Raw genomic sequence first — 12,749 nt, 5'->3', positions numbered from 1 at the left:
GGCCAGTGCGTGTGTGAGTGCTGCGCACTACGGGCCTCTGGCGCACATCCATGATGCCACATGAATGTGGCCACATGGGAGTATCGGAATCGCCATTGAGGAGTGGGCTTCCGTGTGGCCACCTGGATGTGCGAACATGTCGACATGCCCGCCACCGAAGAAACCGTTGCCGCACTGCGGAAGGCCGTGCGCGTCAAGAACGCTGCCGAGAAGCGCGCCGATGACGCGCGCGCCGCGCTGGCCATCGCCATGGCCGATGCCATGCGGGAGGGCATGCGGCAGGGCGACGTGGTGGAACTGACCGGGTACACGCGCGAGCACGTACGCCGGCTTGTGCGCGAGGTCGAGGAGCAACGTTCCGCGGCGTCCTGACACCGTTCCCTCCTTCCGTATCCGGCCCCGCTTCGGCGGGGCTTCGTGTTGTGCGGGTTGGGCCCGTCCCCGCGGCGGGGGAAGTGCGGGGACGGGCCCGGTGGCGGCCGCAGCGCGGGGGCACTGTGGGGCCGGCCGCCGGTCAGGTAGTCAGTCGCCGGACCCGGCGTGGGTGGGGCAGAAGTCGTCGCCCTCGTCGGTGTGCTCCCACCCCGCGTTATCGACGAGGTGCTTCCGGGCGATGGCGAGGCGCTCCTCGCTGTCCATCTCCGCGCTGACCATGTACTCGCCGGTGTGCTCGGTCTCGCAGCCGTAGCGGTCGCAGTAGACGGTGATGCGGGTCGGGTAGCGGGGGTCGTCCATGTTGCGGACGATCGCGTTGACCTCGTCGGGGGTGAGGGTGTTGGGCTGGTCGGGCATCGTGTTCTCCTTGGGGTGTGGTGCCCCGCCGGATTCCGCCCGGCGGGGCGCTTGTTGTTGAGCGGTCAGGCGGCTTGCTGCCGGGGCGGCGCATGACAGATGTGCGCGGCCCGGACCGTGGCCGTGAACCGCATCACCGCCGCCGCCCCGGACACCGGGCCTTCGAGGCTGTTGCAGCGCAGGCACTCGAACTTGGCGCGCGGCTGACGCGTGTACTTGATCTGTCCGGCGCGGTCGCCCTGCTTGATCTCGAAGCCTTCGCCGAGGTCGACGGTGAGCGCGGAGTCCAGCCACAGAGCGGCGCTCATGCCGCCAGCTCCGTGTCCGCCGCCTTCTCCGCCTGCCGCCGCTGCAACTCCTTGAGCACGGCCCGCCGTTCGTTCGGCCGCAGCCCGGCTCGGATGCCGTGCTGCATGTCGCCGGTGGCGACGGCGTCCCAGAAGCATTCGCGGGTCACCCAGCAGCGGCCGCAGATGGCCTTCGCGTCGGCGATCTCGCGTTCGTCGTTGTCGGGGTGCATCTGGTCTTCGAGGCCGATGCAGGCGGCTTGCTTGGCCCATTCGCCGGGGAGGGTGCGGGTGTCGGGGATCTGCCCGCTGTAGGCGCTCACCGTGGGACCGCCTCGGCGAGCTTCCACACGCGGATCACCGCACCAGGAGCTTCGAGCGCGTCGAGGCCCTCGCCCGGGAACACCTTCCGCGCGGTGACCTCGACGACCCGCGAGTCATCGGCGATCGCGCCGGCGTTGGTGAGGGCGTCGAACGTGGAGCGGAGCAGCTTGTCGATGTCACCGCTGTCCCGGGTGGTGGGCCAGGTGATGCGCCGCTTCGGGGCCGAGGCCGGCTTGCGGACGGTGAACACGATCTCGACCGACAGCGGACCGTCCAGCGTCTCGATCGGCTTTGCCTCGATGACTCCGCCGGGCAGGCACTCGGAGATGACCCACTCCTCAGGGTCGTCCTGTGCATCGATCATGGCGTCCCGGGCGGCATCCTCGACGGCCTCGCGCCAGGGATGGAGGCGCTTGCAGTCGTCGATGATCTGCCCGTAGCGGCCTCGCTTCTTACTGCCCTGCGGGGCGGGCCGGTGGTCGTGGACGGTGAACTCAAGGTCGGGTCGGGCCGGGCCGGTTGCGGGCTCGGCGCAGGCGATGGTGGTGGTGCTCACGGTTGTCCCCCCGTGGTGGTTGTGGCGGGCTGGAGGCATTCGCCGCACAGCCAGCCGTTGTCATTGACCGAGCCCGCCGTCGTGCAGCGGCAGTTCGGGCAGTAGGCGAAGCTGCGGCAGATGGGTGCGGGTGCGTGATCGAAGGCGGTGGTGTAGGCGGTGGGCGGCCCGATCAGGTCGTCCTCGTCGATGGCCGGCCGGGTGGGCGCGACGGCCCAGCGGACGGCGGCGGTCGCGGCGACGAGCGTGCCCATGACGGCGGCGGCACCGGCGGTGATGCGGTCGTTCACAGCTGGCTCCCTTCGAGGCGGGCGAGCTCCAACCGCAGATCGACGCCGTTCGCGGCGAGCGCCTCACGCAGCGACTCCGCGAACGCCTTCACGTCATGCACGACCGTCGACGGATGCCCGGCGGCGACGATGTGGAGCGCCACGGTCTCCTTGCACCGGTCGAGCTCGGCGGAGAGGTGGGAGAGGGCGTAGTCCTCGGTGGCGGTGGCTTCGGTTTCGGCTTCGTCGGCGGCGACGCGCGCGTTGTAGCGGTCGAGGAGGTCGTCGTACTTGCGGCGCAAACTCATGCGGCACCGCCCGTCTCGACGGGGCGCAGCGGCCACCGGCCGTCGATCACCGCGTCCGGATCGTGCTTCTCACCCGACTTCGCCGGGTCCCGGAAGTACGCCTGCAACCCGTCCGCTCGCTCCGCCGCCCACCGCGCCTGACGGCGGTGCAGCTCCTCGACGTCTACGAACGCGAGGTCATTGAACCGGTCGTACGGGCCGCGCCGGTTCCGCAGCTGCTGCACCCAGTCGGGCCGGTCCTCCGGCCGCGTGTGCGCGATCGCCCCCATGCGGTAGGCGGCGCGGGCGGACATCAGGGCGTCGTAGGTGGCCTCGTGGGCTGCCTTGTCGTCCCAGCCGAGCCCGTACGTCTGGGCGGTCGTCTTCATCTCGTATGGGCCCTGGTCCTTCGACACTCGCCGCCGGAACGGCGCGGCCCACCAGTCGCAGATCATCGTGTCGATGACCCTCGTGAGCGGCTGTCGCGCGATCCCTTCGAGGGAGTCGCCGAGGTGTCGCTGGCACTCCGCGCTGAGGAGATTCAGGTCGAAGCCGCCGAGGTTGTGGCCGACCAGCGGCGTGCCCGCGGCCACTACCTCCGCCACCGACTTGGCGATCTCACCGATCGCCTGCTCGGCCGGTGTGCCGTGCTCGGCGAGGTACTCGTCTGTCAGGCCGTGGACGGCGATCGCGCCGGGCTCCTGCGCGATGCCGGGGTTGACGATCCATTCGCGGGTGTCGGTGGGCAGGTCGCCGCCGACGAGGATGAGGGCGCAGGAGACGATGCGGGCGGTGGCCGGGTCCTTGTCGGATGCCTCGAAGTCGAGGGCGGCCATGCGCTGGACGTGCCAGGGGGCGTTCACTGGCCACCGCCCTGAACCTGGAACCGCTCGTTACCGACGCGGAACAAGAACGCGCCCAGCGGCTCCTCGTCGCCAACCTCGTTGGTGACCTTCGTGTTGTAGAGACCGACTTGCTTGATCTCGTAGTTGATCTGCGCCATCCGCTGCCGGGACGTGCCCTGTTCCAAAATCTCGTCTCGGTATGAGGCGGCCGTACGCACCGGGGACTCGGCCCGCTCGAAGTGGTCGGCGTCCGCGTCCCGGTCCTCGGTCGGCACCAGACCGGCCGACAGCAACAACGTGCGCAGCGCGATGCTCTGTGCCTTCGGCGTGGACCGGCCGCCGGAGTCGGAGGCCTCGCCTGCGGCCTGTGTGTCGAAGAAGTCACCGGACGGTCCGAAGATCCGGTAGGTGACGAGGACGGTGCACTCTCGCTTCGTGCCGCCTGCCTTGGTGCCGATGTCGCGGTACTGCGGTTCGACCTTCACGGGGGCGACTACGACGCCGTGCTTGCGGCAGGCGGGGCCGAAGGCGTTCAACGCAAGGTCGACGCCACGGAAGTTGAAGTTGCCCGCGTTGCCGCCCCTGAACTCCTGCTTCTTGCCGATGGCGCGGACTTCGCCCATGACGCGGGACCAGGCAACGACGGCTGGGACGGACTCGGCGTCCTGGGTGAGATCGCCGAGGTCAGGCTCGGTCAGGTCAGGCGTCTCACGTACTTCGTACCGAACGTCGGCCAGCTCGGTCTCATCCAGCGTCCGGCCGGCCGCGACGGCTGCGTTCTCGCGCAGTCCCATGTCAGATTTCCCCCTTGTACTGCGGCGCAATGGAGATGCGCTCGGTCGGATTCGGGGCCACGCAGGCGGCGTAGGCGTCGGGGTAGCGCTCGGCCATCAGCTCGAAGTCGACCTTCGGCGCGGCGTTCGTGGGTTCCAGCGAGTACGCCCGCTCACCCGAGAGCAGGGCTTCCTGCGCGTCGCCGAGCGCGGCGACCATGCGGGCCTTGGCCTGGTTCTTCGCCTTCTTCGCGGCCGCCTCGGCGCGCTGGTGCCGGTTGTAGTCGCAGAGTGCGTCGTAGGCGTCGGGGTGCATGTCGACGTCCACAGCCCCGGAACGGGTGGGGTGCAGGCGGCGTAGCACCCGGGTGACGGCTTCCCCGTCGCCGTCGGGGGCGGGCGGTACCTGCGCCTGCACATGTTCGGTCCAGAACTTGTCGACCGCGGTGGTGATGTCGTCCAGCACGTCCGTGTACTGGTCGGCCCGGATGACGCCCTGGTGGTAGTCGTTGCCGCCGATCAACACCGCGTAGTGCATGTGCTCGTAGCCGTTGACGGCGATCTGCCACAGCACCTGTGCGGTGACGTCGTCGGGCGCCCCGGCGTGCCACTGCGCGGACTTGAACGCGGACCGGGTCTTGATCTCCAGCGCGCAGGGCGCCTGCTCGCTGGAGTCAAGGGGACACTCGGTGACGCGCCGGTCGAGGGTGGTCATCCAATGCGGGTGATCCTGGTGGGCGACGAGCCCGACACGGCGGATCACGCTGCGGTTCTGCATGGCCCAACGGCGGGCGACGTTCTCCTCGTTGACGGTGCCCCAGTAGGCGGCTTCGCCTGCATCGTCGACGTCGTAGCCGAGCTTGTCGTAGTAGACCTTGATCGGCGGGTTCTGCTCGACGAGGCCGAGGATGGCGGGGACGTCGGAGGAGCCGATGCCGGAGCGGCGGGCAGTGAGCCAGTCGGCGCGGTCGGCGTCGGCGGGGAGGATGAGTCGGCCAGTGGGTGTGACCCGGCGGCCGGCGGCCGGGCTGGTGGGCCCGGCCACGGTCGTGTCGGTCATGTGCGGTCCCCGTTCGAAGTGGTGCGACGTGAGGTGGCGCGGTGGCAGGGGCAGGGCAGGAACATCCCGGCGAACCAGGCGGCCGTGACGCCGGTCGCGATGGACACAGCAGGGCTGTGGATCGGCCACGCGGCGAACCAAGCAACGACGGCGAACACAGCGACCTCGGCCACGTAGGCGGCGGCCGGCAGGAGCTGGCGGGCGGTCACCGGCGCTCACCCGCCTCGGCGTACGCGTCCTGCTCGTCGCGCTGGTGCTCGTCGAGGAGCTTGCGGACGTCGTCGATGTCGCCGTGCGTGGCGACGGCCCGCAGGGTGGCGACGAGGCCGGTGAGCATGGCGAGCTGGCCCGGGTACTGCTGCCCGTCGGCGGCGAGGACTTCCGCCGCGTGGGCGTCAGCGATCTCCTCGGCGGCGCGTTCGGTGTTCGCGCCCACGCACTGCAGCTGATGGACCAGCTCGGCCCGGGCGCTCACGATGCGCTCCGCAGGAACCGCGACGTGACCCGCTCAACCTCGGCGTTCTCAGCCAGCAGACGCCGCACGTCGTGCGAGCTGACCTCGACCTGGGCGGTGTCCATCGACGCCGCGTCCTCGACCTGCTCGATCGCCGCGTCCAACTCGCCCTCACGGCGGGCGTGGGTGACGACGTCGGCGAGCTCGTCGAGCGCGTCGAGGATCTCGTCACGGGCCTTCGGGTCCGCCCAGTGCTGCACCAGCTGCACGAGGGTGTCGTTGCGGATCTGGTCGACGCGGAGGACGCCCCGCAGGTGGTCGCTGCTGGTCTCCCAGGAGAGGTCAGGCTTATTCGAGTGGATCATCGGACGCTCTCCTTCGAGGCGGAGTCAGCGGGGGCGAAGTAGGCGGCCGCGATCAGGAGCAGCGCCACCAGAGCGATCCGGGCCAGGAGCACGCCCTTCCTGGTGTGCAGCCAGGCGATAGCCGCCCACCGGTTCAGGTCGTGGCGTGCGTGTACTGCGGTCTGGTGTGCCGTCGCGATGGCGCGGCCCGTGGCTGTGTCGGGGTCGATGTGGGCGTCGATGAGGAGGAGGCACGCGCAGGCGGCGGAGCCGAACAGTCCGACCGCGAGGGACAGGGCCTGCTCGACGCTCATGTCGGCGAGGGCGTCGATGACTTCGGTCGGCATCTGCATCACGCACCGCCGGTCTGCGTGCGCTGCTCGGCGACCCGGGCCCGCAACTCACGCCGCCCGCGCTGCGCCGACGCCAGGGCCAGCCGCAGCCGAGTCGACGTCAACTCCTCCTCGTACAACGAGAGGTTGGCGCCCGCCAGCTCGTCCTCGACCTGGTCCAACTCCGGGACCGTCGGAAACGGGAACCGGGCCGCACGCCGGGCCAGCATCCGGCCCTTGACCTGCTCGTCGGACGGCTGCTCCCACGAGTGCACGCCCGCGCTGGCGATGTACCGACGACCGTGATAGCGCTTCGCCTCACCACAGTGGGCGCAGCCGTACGGCTCCGACACCCGCTCACGGATCAGGTCGCGCTCACGACGAGCCAAGTGGGCATCGCGGACCGCCTCGGCCAACAGGCCCTGAAGACGGGCAACGTCCTGCCGGAGCTTCTCCTCGAAGTCCCGAGAGGCAGGCGGGAACGGGGACGGCTCCGCGCCCATCGGCACCGGCAGCGCACCCAACTCGCGCACCGCACCCACGGCGTTCACGATCGGCTCGCTCATGCCGACACCGCCTCATCAGCGGCCGGACGCGCCGTGCGGGTGGCGTCCTCGATCTCCCAAATCACAGACTCGCCCGTCACCAGGACCACCGTCACGAACACCGGGACCGGCGGGAACTTCGGCGAGTCCGTCCACGTCCGCGTCTCCAGCGTCCACACGGTCTGGCCGCACGGGAGATCGGACGTCCTGACCTTGCCGCCCTGCACGAACAGCCACTCGGCGAGGACGTCGATGTCGGTGGCCGTGACTAGGACCGCGGACTCCGTGGCTCGCGCGGCGACGTGCGCCTCGGGCAGGCCGTGGTACGAGCAGGTCGTCTGGTACGAGAGCTCGTTCCGCTCACGCGCGGCCTGCTTCTCGTGCCACGGCACGGCTGCCTCGTGCAGCGGGATGGGGGTCTGAGATGATGCGTTCAACGCGATCCACTCCAGTTCATCTGTTTCAGTGGGTTGCGAGGGGTCGATTCCGGGTCGCGTCCGGGTCGGCCCCGCGGTCTTTCAGGCGGCGTCGGCCGGGGGCTGCTTACGCATCGCGCGGGCCGAGGCGAATACCGCCCGCAGCTGCTCGCGCAGTTCAGGGCGAAGGGGCGGCGCCTCATCAACCAGCCGGCGGGCCCTCTCGATGACGGCCGGGCCGAGCACGCGCTCCGCCTCGGCGCGGGAGAACCGGGGGCCCGTCATGCCGGCACCGCTGCAATGTGGCTGGGTTCGTCGGCGGGGGCCGGGTTGCTGCGGCCGGTGTGCTCCCAGAGCACCAGGAGGTCGACTCCCAGCCGTTTGGCAATTGCCAGGGATTCGGCGAGGGTGGACTTCTCGCGCCTGCCTCGGCGTAGGGCGTCGATCTTGCTGGGGTGGCATCCGGCTGCTTCGGCGAGTTCTCGGACGCTGACTGAGCGTCCATCGCCGGTGCGCTCCATGAGCTGGACCAGTAGGCCAGCGCTTACGAGCACCATGTAGTCCTCTTGCGGACGCACGCATTCACCTCCGTAGACGCTGTGTGCGTTTGCGTGAACAAGGACGACAGTACACGTGCGTAGACGCGCTGTCTACGGAAACGCACGGCGCAGCCAGATTGAGACATCACACCCCGTGGGGATGGCGCGCACCGGGGGTTTCCGTAGACACTTCGTGCTAGGGCGTGAACGGTTGCGTCGACTGACCTGCTATTTACTCAGTGATCAATAGTCGTAACGTAGACATCAGGCGTCACGTCGGGGAGCGAAGAGGGCAGAATGCACGCCATGACCGAGCGGACGCAGCGGACCGACTTCAGTGACCTCGTGCGAGAACGACGCGCCGAGCTGGGCATCAGCCTGCGCGACCTCGAAGCCCGGTCCATCGACCCGAAGCCCGAAGAGGGCAAGCAACCCGAGCGAGCGAAGTTCGGATGGATCGCGAAGGTGGAGAAGAACCTCCCCATCGACATCCCCACCGCCGGCCTGTGCCGTGCGCTTGCCGAAGGCCTCCAACTGCCGCCCGCGCTGGTGTCCGCTGCTGCGGCGGCGCAGTACCTCCACGTGGACCCGTTCGTGTGGAGCGATGACCGTACGACGCGCGTGCTCGCGGCGCGGATTGAGGAAATGACGCCGGAGGAGAGGCTTCAGCTCGCGGACATCGCGGAGAGCTTTGCCCGTAGGCGCACTCAGAGTGACGGAAATTCGGACCAATAGTACGACTTTCCGTTACCCGCTGAATCACTCTGGTCACAGCCTGATCGGTATGGCACAGTCGGTGATCCGCCTGGGGGGCGCAAACGGATCACCTCGACCGTACGTTCGAACATGCGAACGAGTGTGCGGCTGTGAGCAGGGAGGTACTTGCGATGGCGGACGAAGGAGGAGGGGTTCCCCCGACGGGTGACAGCGGGTCCCGGCAGCCTCGGCCTCAGATCCACATGGAGTTGCGCGACAGCCTCCCCGGGGGGCGGGCCGTCGTCACCGTCGAGCAGGAAGGCCGGCTCACCATGCTGGCCTCGAAGGAGCACATCACCGCGCAGGCCGCGGAAGAGCTCGCCGACCAGCTTGGGTGCATAGCTCGTAACTGGTCGCAGAACTGGCCCGGCAGATAATCCGGGAGGCGGCACGTATCGAACCCGCAGCCACCGACCTGCGGGTTTAATACTGCATCTCGTCAGGCTTCGATCTGGCCGTCGCCTGCGCCGTGCTCGGCGCCTGCGAACGGATCGACCCGCGGGTGCTCGCCGACATCGTCATGATCGGGGAGCTGGGTCTGGACGGCCGCGTCCGGCCCGTGCGGGGCATCCTGCCGGCGGTGCTGGCCGCGGCGGACGCGGGCTACGAGCAGGTGGTCGTGCCCGAGTGCGCGGCCGCCGAGGCCTCGCTGGTGCCCGGTGTGTCCGTCCTGGGCGTGCGCAGCCTGCGCCAGCTGATCGCCGTCCTGGCTGACGAGCCCGTACCCGAGGAGGAACCGGACGAGCAGGGCCGTCCCGATCCCCTGCTCGCCGGTCTGCGGGTGCCCGGCACCGGCGCGGCCACGGGGATGCACGGCCTGGGCGCCGCACAGCACGACCAGGGGCATGACCTCGCCGACGTGGTGGGCCAGATCTCGGCGCGGACGGCGGTGGAGGTCGCCGCGGCGGGCGGCCACCACCTGTTCCTGGAGGGCCCGCCCGGCGCCGGTAAGACGATGCTGGCGGAGCGGCTCCCCGCGATCCTCCCGCTGCTCGGCCGACAGGAGTCGCTGGAGGTCACGGCGGTGCACTCGGTGGCAGGACTGCTCCCGCCGGGCAAACCCCTGATCGACGTCGCTCCGTACTGCGCCCCGCACCATTCGGCCACCATGCAGGCGCTCGTGGGCGGCGGCCCGGGCATCGCGCGGCCCGGCGCGGTCTCGCTCTCCCATCGGGGCGTCCTCTTCCTCGACGAGACACCCGAGTTCAGCAGCCATGCGCTCGACGCGCTGCGGCAGCCCCTGGAGGCGGGGCACGTGGTGCTCGCCCGCAGCGCGGGAGTCGTGCGGTTCCCGGCGAAATTCCTGATGGTTCTCGCGGCGAACCCCTGTCCCTGCGGCCGCTTCTCGCAGACGGACGACTTCTGCGAGTGCCCGCCCTCGGCGATCCGCCGCTACCAGGCCCGGCTGTCCGGCCCGCTGCTCGACCGGGTCGACCTGCGTGTCGAGGTCGACCGGGTCACCCGCGCCCAGCTGACCCAGCGCGGCGCCGGCGGCGAGTCCACCACGACCGTCGCCGACCGGGTACGGGCCGCCAGGGAGCGTGCGGCGGCACGGCTCGTGGGCACACCGTGGCGGACCAACAGCGAGGTTCCCGGGCGGGAGCTGCGCAGCCGCTGGCACGCAGCGAGCGGGGCGATGGACGAGGCGGAACGGAATCTGGAGCGGGGCGTGCTGACCGCCCGCGGGCTCGACCGCGTACTGCGTGTCGCCTGGACCGTGGCGGACCTCGTGGGACACGACCGGCCCGACGCGACGGACGTCGCCCTGGCGCTGCAACTGCGTACCGGCGTGCCGCGCGGCGTCCCCATGGCCATCGGGGCGCTGACATGAGCCTCGCCGACGACCCGGCCGGCGAGCTGCTGGCCCGTGTCCTTCTCAGCCGTGTTCTCGAACCGGGGGACGAGGTCGGCGGGCGGTGGCTGCGGGAGCTCGGCGCGGTGGAAGTGGCGCGCCGGCTGCGCGAGGGCGGGCCGCAGCTCGTCGGGATCACCGACAAGCGGTGGGCCGGGCTGCTGGACCGGGCCGGGCAGGCCGAGCCGGAGCGGGATCTCGCCGTCGCCCGGGAGGCCGACATGCGGTTCGTGGCGCCCGGGGACGGAGAGTGGCCGGGTCAGCTCGACGACCTCGGGGACGCACGGCCGGTGGGGCTGTGGGTGCGCGGGCGGCCCAGTCTGCGGATGTGGGCCCTCAGATCCGTCGCGATCGTCGGGGCACGGGCGTGTACCGAGTACGGGGCGCACATGGCGGCCACACTCGGCGCCGGGCTCGCCGAGCACGGGTGGGTGGTCGTGTCCGGCGGGGCCTACGGGGTCGACGGCGCCGCTCACAGGGGCGCGCTCGGCGCCGGCGGCGCCACCGTCGCGGTGCTGGCCTGCGGCGCCGACCGGGCCTACCCGCGCGGTCACACCGAGTTGCTCGGCAGGATCGCGGAACAGGGACTGGTGATCGGCGAGTTGCCGCCCGGCGATCATCCGACGCCGAGCAGATTCATCGTCCGCAACCGGGTGATCGCCGCCCTGACCCGGGGCACCGTGGTCGTCGAGGCCGCGCACCGCAGCGGCTCGCTGGTCACGGCACGGGCCGCGCAGCGGCTGGGGCGCCACACCATGGGGGTGCCGGGGCCGGCCACCAGCGGCCTGTCCGCGGGAGTGCACGAGCTCCTGCGGGGCGACGCCGTGCTCGTCACCGACGCCGCGGAGGTCGTCGAGCTGGTCGGCGACATGGGCGAACTGGCGCCGGACCGGCGCGGACCCGTGCTGCCCCGCGATCTGCTGGAGCCCGCCGCCCGCCGCGTCCTGGCCGCACTGCCCGGCCGCGGGGCGGCGCCGCCCGGTGACATCGCGCGGGGTGCGCAGACCACGCAGGACGACGCGATCGCGAGACTGTACGAACTCCGATCACTCGGTTACGTCGAACGACACGGCGACGGCTGGAAGTTGACACGCCAGGCGATGATCTCCGTCCGCGAGGGTCGCAGTCCGTGTTGACCGAGGGTGTTCGGCCGTCCGGGGGAAGCCTGACACCTGTGCAAATACCCGCAGTTGGCGTCCCCCGGCAGTCACACTCAGCGATCGCCGTGACTCGCTGGGGCGTCCTGCGGAACGTATCTGCGCACCCGATCCGCGTCGGCCTTCGCGCACCGCGACACTTCAGTCACGCTACGCTCACGAGGATTCCGGCACAGACCGGCATCTAGACACCAGACCGACAGCTCCCCCAGGCACCCCCACTTCACAGCAGAACGGCACAAGGCGACGAATGCCCCAGCACACCTCCGGGTCCGACCGGGCGGCGATCCCCCCAGCCGCCCGTGACGGTGGCAGCGTGCGGCCGCCCGCTCCCTCGACGCTCGACGAGCTGTGGCGGTCGTACAAGGACACGGGCGACGAGCGGCTGCGGGAGCAGTTGATCCTGCACTACTCGCCGCTGGTGAAGTACGTGGCGGGACGGGTGAGCGTCGGACTGCCGCCGAACGTGGAGCAGGCCGACTTCGTCTCCTCCGGGGTCTTCGGGCTCATCGACGCGATCGAGAAGTTCGACATCGACCGGGAGATCAAGTTCGAGACGTACGCGATCACCCGGATCCGGGGCGCGATGATCGACGAGCTCAGGGCGCTGGACTGGATTCCCCGATCGGTGCGGCAGAAGGCGCGGAACGTGGAGCGGGCGTACGCGACCCTGGAGGCGCGCCTGCGGCGGACACCCTCGGAGAGCGAGGTGGCCGTCGAGATGGGCATCCCCGTCGATGAACTCCACGCCGTGTTCAGCCAGTTGTCGCTGGCCAACGTGGTGGCCCTGGAAGAGCTGCTGCATGTGGGGGGTGAGGGCGGCGACCGGCTCAGTCTGATGGACACGCTGGAGGACACCGCCGCCGACAACCCCGTGGAGGTGGCCGAGGACCGGGAACTCAGACGGTTCCTGGCCCGGGCCATCAACACCCTGCCGGAGCGGGAGAAGACCGTCGTCACGCTGTACTACTACGAGGGCCTCACGCTCGCCGAGATCGGGAACGTCCTCGGCGTGACCGAGAGCCGGGTGAGCCAGATCCACACCAAGTCGGTGCTGCAGCTGCGGGCGAAGCTGGCCGGCTTCGGACGCTGAGCGGCACGACTCACTCCCGTCGGGGGTGGTCCGTCCGTAAAGTGGTTGACGTGCCAAGGATTCGAGCG

Annotated in this window: 22 protein-coding genes and 1 pseudogene; 6 read left to right on the top strand and 17 right to left on the bottom strand. The window is 70.3% G+C overall.

What is annotated here, in order from left to right:
• Positions 1 to 114 precede the first annotated feature (114 nt).
• On the top strand, positions 115 to 372 hold the full coding sequence (locus ACWC1K_RS24770) for a hypothetical protein (protein WP_450834332.1): 258 nt from the start codon (positions 115 to 117) through the stop codon (positions 370 to 372).
• Between the two features lie 150 nt (positions 373 to 522).
• Here ACWC1K_RS24770 and ACWC1K_RS24765 read toward each other — a convergent pair whose 3' ends face one another.
• The 17 genes from ACWC1K_RS24765 to ACWC1K_RS24685 all read right to left on the bottom strand — a co-directional run bounded on the left by ACWC1K_RS24765 (position 523) and on the right by ACWC1K_RS24685 (position 7,862).
• Positions 523 to 792: a hypothetical protein gene (locus tag ACWC1K_RS24765; protein WP_450834330.1), complete on the bottom strand. Its 270-nt coding sequence runs from the start codon at positions 790 to 792 to the stop codon at positions 523 to 525.
• A gap of 65 nt (positions 793 to 857) precedes the next feature.
• Positions 858 to 1,100 (bottom strand): hypothetical protein, encoded by a 243-nt coding sequence (locus tag ACWC1K_RS24760; protein ID WP_450834329.1) that lies wholly within the window; start codon positions 1,098 to 1,100, stop codon positions 858 to 860.
• Complete coding sequence (locus ACWC1K_RS24755; RefSeq protein ID WP_450834328.1) at positions 1,097 to 1,402, bottom strand: WhiB family transcriptional regulator; 306 nt, start codon at positions 1,400 to 1,402, stop codon at positions 1,097 to 1,099. Before ACWC1K_RS24755 ends, ACWC1K_RS24760 begins: the two co-directional genes overlap by 4 nt.
• Positions 1,399 to 1,959 carry a RusA family crossover junction endodeoxyribonuclease gene (locus tag ACWC1K_RS24750; RefSeq protein WP_450834327.1) on the bottom strand — a complete coding sequence of 187 codons (561 nt, stop codon included), beginning with the start codon at positions 1,957 to 1,959 and terminating at the stop codon, positions 1,399 to 1,401. Before ACWC1K_RS24750 ends, ACWC1K_RS24755 begins: the two co-directional genes overlap by 4 nt.
• A complete protein-coding gene (locus ACWC1K_RS24745) occupies positions 1,956 to 2,249 on the bottom strand; it encodes a hypothetical protein (protein ID WP_450834325.1) in 294 nt (97 codons plus the stop codon). Before ACWC1K_RS24745 ends, ACWC1K_RS24750 begins: the two co-directional genes overlap by 4 nt.
• Complete coding sequence (locus tag ACWC1K_RS24740; RefSeq protein WP_450834323.1) at positions 2,246 to 2,536, bottom strand: hypothetical protein; 291 nt, start codon at positions 2,534 to 2,536, stop codon at positions 2,246 to 2,248. The genes ACWC1K_RS24745 and ACWC1K_RS24740 overlap by 4 nt, the downstream gene beginning before the upstream one ends.
• Positions 2,533 to 3,378, bottom strand: a complete 846-nt coding sequence (locus ACWC1K_RS24735; protein WP_450834321.1) for an exonuclease domain-containing protein — start codon at positions 3,376 to 3,378, stop codon at positions 2,533 to 2,535. Before ACWC1K_RS24735 ends, ACWC1K_RS24740 begins: the two co-directional genes overlap by 4 nt.
• Positions 3,375 to 4,154, bottom strand: coding sequence for an ERF family protein (locus tag ACWC1K_RS24730; protein WP_450834319.1), 780 nt, complete (start codon positions 4,152 to 4,154; stop codon positions 3,375 to 3,377). Before ACWC1K_RS24730 ends, ACWC1K_RS24735 begins: the two co-directional genes overlap by 4 nt.
• A 1-nt stretch (position 4,155) precedes the next feature.
• Entirely contained in the window at positions 4,156 to 5,193 is a 1,038-nt protein-coding gene (locus ACWC1K_RS24725) for a YqaJ viral recombinase family nuclease (protein WP_450834317.1), read from the bottom strand.
• Positions 5,190 to 5,402: a hypothetical protein gene (locus ACWC1K_RS24720; protein WP_450834315.1), complete on the bottom strand. Its 213-nt coding sequence runs from the start codon at positions 5,400 to 5,402 to the stop codon at positions 5,190 to 5,192. The genes ACWC1K_RS24725 and ACWC1K_RS24720 overlap by 4 nt, the downstream gene beginning before the upstream one ends.
• On the bottom strand, positions 5,399 to 5,668 hold the full coding sequence (locus ACWC1K_RS24715) for a hypothetical protein (protein ID WP_450834314.1): 270 nt from the start codon (positions 5,666 to 5,668) through the stop codon (positions 5,399 to 5,401). Before ACWC1K_RS24715 ends, ACWC1K_RS24720 begins: the two co-directional genes overlap by 4 nt.
• Positions 5,665 to 6,012 (bottom strand): hypothetical protein, encoded by a 348-nt coding sequence (locus tag ACWC1K_RS24710; protein ID WP_450834312.1) that lies wholly within the window; start codon positions 6,010 to 6,012, stop codon positions 5,665 to 5,667. Before ACWC1K_RS24710 ends, ACWC1K_RS24715 begins: the two co-directional genes overlap by 4 nt.
• Positions 6,009 to 6,338: a hypothetical protein gene (locus ACWC1K_RS24705; protein ID WP_450834310.1), complete on the bottom strand. Its 330-nt coding sequence runs from the start codon at positions 6,336 to 6,338 to the stop codon at positions 6,009 to 6,011. The genes ACWC1K_RS24710 and ACWC1K_RS24705 overlap by 4 nt, the downstream gene beginning before the upstream one ends.
• A gap of 5 nt (positions 6,339 to 6,343) precedes the next feature.
• Positions 6,344 to 6,889 (bottom strand): hypothetical protein, encoded by a 546-nt coding sequence (locus ACWC1K_RS24700; RefSeq protein ID WP_450834309.1) that lies wholly within the window; start codon positions 6,887 to 6,889, stop codon positions 6,344 to 6,346.
• On the bottom strand, positions 6,886 to 7,305 hold the full coding sequence (locus ACWC1K_RS24695) for a hypothetical protein (protein ID WP_450834307.1): 420 nt from the start codon (positions 7,303 to 7,305) through the stop codon (positions 6,886 to 6,888). Before ACWC1K_RS24695 ends, ACWC1K_RS24700 begins: the two co-directional genes overlap by 4 nt.
• Positions 7,306 to 7,386: 81 nt before the next feature.
• A complete protein-coding gene (locus ACWC1K_RS24690) occupies positions 7,387 to 7,569 on the bottom strand; it encodes a hypothetical protein (RefSeq protein WP_450834305.1) in 183 nt (60 codons plus the stop codon).
• Complete coding sequence (locus tag ACWC1K_RS24685) at positions 7,566 to 7,862, bottom strand: helix-turn-helix domain-containing protein (RefSeq protein WP_450834303.1); 297 nt, start codon at positions 7,860 to 7,862, stop codon at positions 7,566 to 7,568. Before ACWC1K_RS24685 ends, ACWC1K_RS24690 begins: the two co-directional genes overlap by 4 nt.
• 267 nt (positions 7,863 to 8,129) lie before the next feature.
• Here ACWC1K_RS24685 and ACWC1K_RS24680 point away from each other — a divergent pair, with 267 nt between their 5' ends.
• The 5 genes and pseudogenes from ACWC1K_RS24680 to whiG all read left to right on the top strand — a co-directional run bounded on the left by ACWC1K_RS24680 (position 8,130) and on the right by whiG (position 12,681).
• Positions 8,130 to 8,558: an XRE family transcriptional regulator gene (locus ACWC1K_RS24680; RefSeq protein WP_450834302.1), complete on the top strand. Its 429-nt coding sequence runs from the start codon at positions 8,130 to 8,132 to the stop codon at positions 8,556 to 8,558.
• A gap of 152 nt (positions 8,559 to 8,710) precedes the next feature.
• A complete protein-coding gene (locus ACWC1K_RS24675) occupies positions 8,711 to 8,956 on the top strand; it encodes a hypothetical protein (protein ID WP_450834300.1) in 246 nt (81 codons plus the stop codon).
• A 62-nt stretch (positions 8,957 to 9,018) separates the two neighbouring features.
• Positions 9,019 to 10,410: pseudogene (locus tag ACWC1K_RS24670) on the top strand (YifB family Mg chelatase-like AAA ATPase); the annotation flags it as partial.
• A complete protein-coding gene (dprA, locus tag ACWC1K_RS24665; protein ID WP_450834298.1) occupies positions 10,407 to 11,567 on the top strand; it encodes a DNA-processing protein DprA in 1,161 nt (386 codons plus the stop codon). The pseudogene ACWC1K_RS24670 and the gene dprA, both read left to right, overlap by 4 nt.
• A gap of 271 nt (positions 11,568 to 11,838) precedes the next feature.
• Entirely contained in the window at positions 11,839 to 12,681 is an 843-nt protein-coding gene (gene whiG, locus ACWC1K_RS24660; protein ID WP_450834296.1) for an RNA polymerase sigma factor WhiG, read from the top strand.
• Positions 12,682 to 12,749 lie beyond the last annotated feature (68 nt).

The sequence above is a fragment of the Streptomyces sp. NPDC001492 genome, assembly GCF_053597275.1.
This window is presented reverse-complemented; position numbering and strand designations above follow the sequence as displayed.

Coding starts and splice junctions, on each gene's coding strand:
- ACWC1K_RS24730 (WP_450834319.1), bottom strand. CDS start 4,154: ATGGGACTGCGCGAGAACGCAGCCGTCGCGGCCGGCCGGACGCTGGAT.
- ACWC1K_RS24725 (WP_450834317.1), bottom strand. CDS start 5,193: ATGACCGACACGACCGTGGCCGGGCCCACCAGCCCGGCCGCCGGCCGC.
- ACWC1K_RS24680 (WP_450834302.1), top strand. CDS start 8,130: ATGACCGAGCGGACGCAGCGGACCGACTTCAGTGACCTCGTGCGAGAA.
- ACWC1K_RS24765 (WP_450834330.1), bottom strand. CDS start 792: ATGCCCGACCAGCCCAACACCCTCACCCCCGACGAGGTCAACGCGATC.
- ACWC1K_RS24700 (WP_450834309.1), bottom strand. CDS start 6,889: ATGAGCGAGCCGATCGTGAACGCCGTGGGTGCGGTGCGCGAGTTGGGT.
- ACWC1K_RS24705 (WP_450834310.1), bottom strand. CDS start 6,338: ATGCCGACCGAAGTCATCGACGCCCTCGCCGACATGAGCGTCGAGCAG.
- ACWC1K_RS24760 (WP_450834329.1), bottom strand. CDS start 1,100: ATGAGCGCCGCTCTGTGGCTGGACTCCGCGCTCACCGTCGACCTCGGC.
- dprA (WP_450834298.1), top strand. CDS start 10,407: ATGAGCCTCGCCGACGACCCGGCCGGCGAGCTGCTGGCCCGTGTCCTT.
- ACWC1K_RS24690 (WP_450834305.1), bottom strand. CDS start 7,569: ATGACGGGCCCCCGGTTCTCCCGCGCCGAGGCGGAGCGCGTGCTCGGC.
- ACWC1K_RS24675 (WP_450834300.1), top strand. CDS start 8,711: ATGGCGGACGAAGGAGGAGGGGTTCCCCCGACGGGTGACAGCGGGTCC.
- whiG (WP_450834296.1), top strand. CDS start 11,839: ATGCCCCAGCACACCTCCGGGTCCGACCGGGCGGCGATCCCCCCAGCC.
- ACWC1K_RS24740 (WP_450834323.1), bottom strand. CDS start 2,536: ATGAGTTTGCGCCGCAAGTACGACGACCTCCTCGACCGCTACAACGCG.
- ACWC1K_RS24710 (WP_450834312.1), bottom strand. CDS start 6,012: ATGATCCACTCGAATAAGCCTGACCTCTCCTGGGAGACCAGCAGCGAC.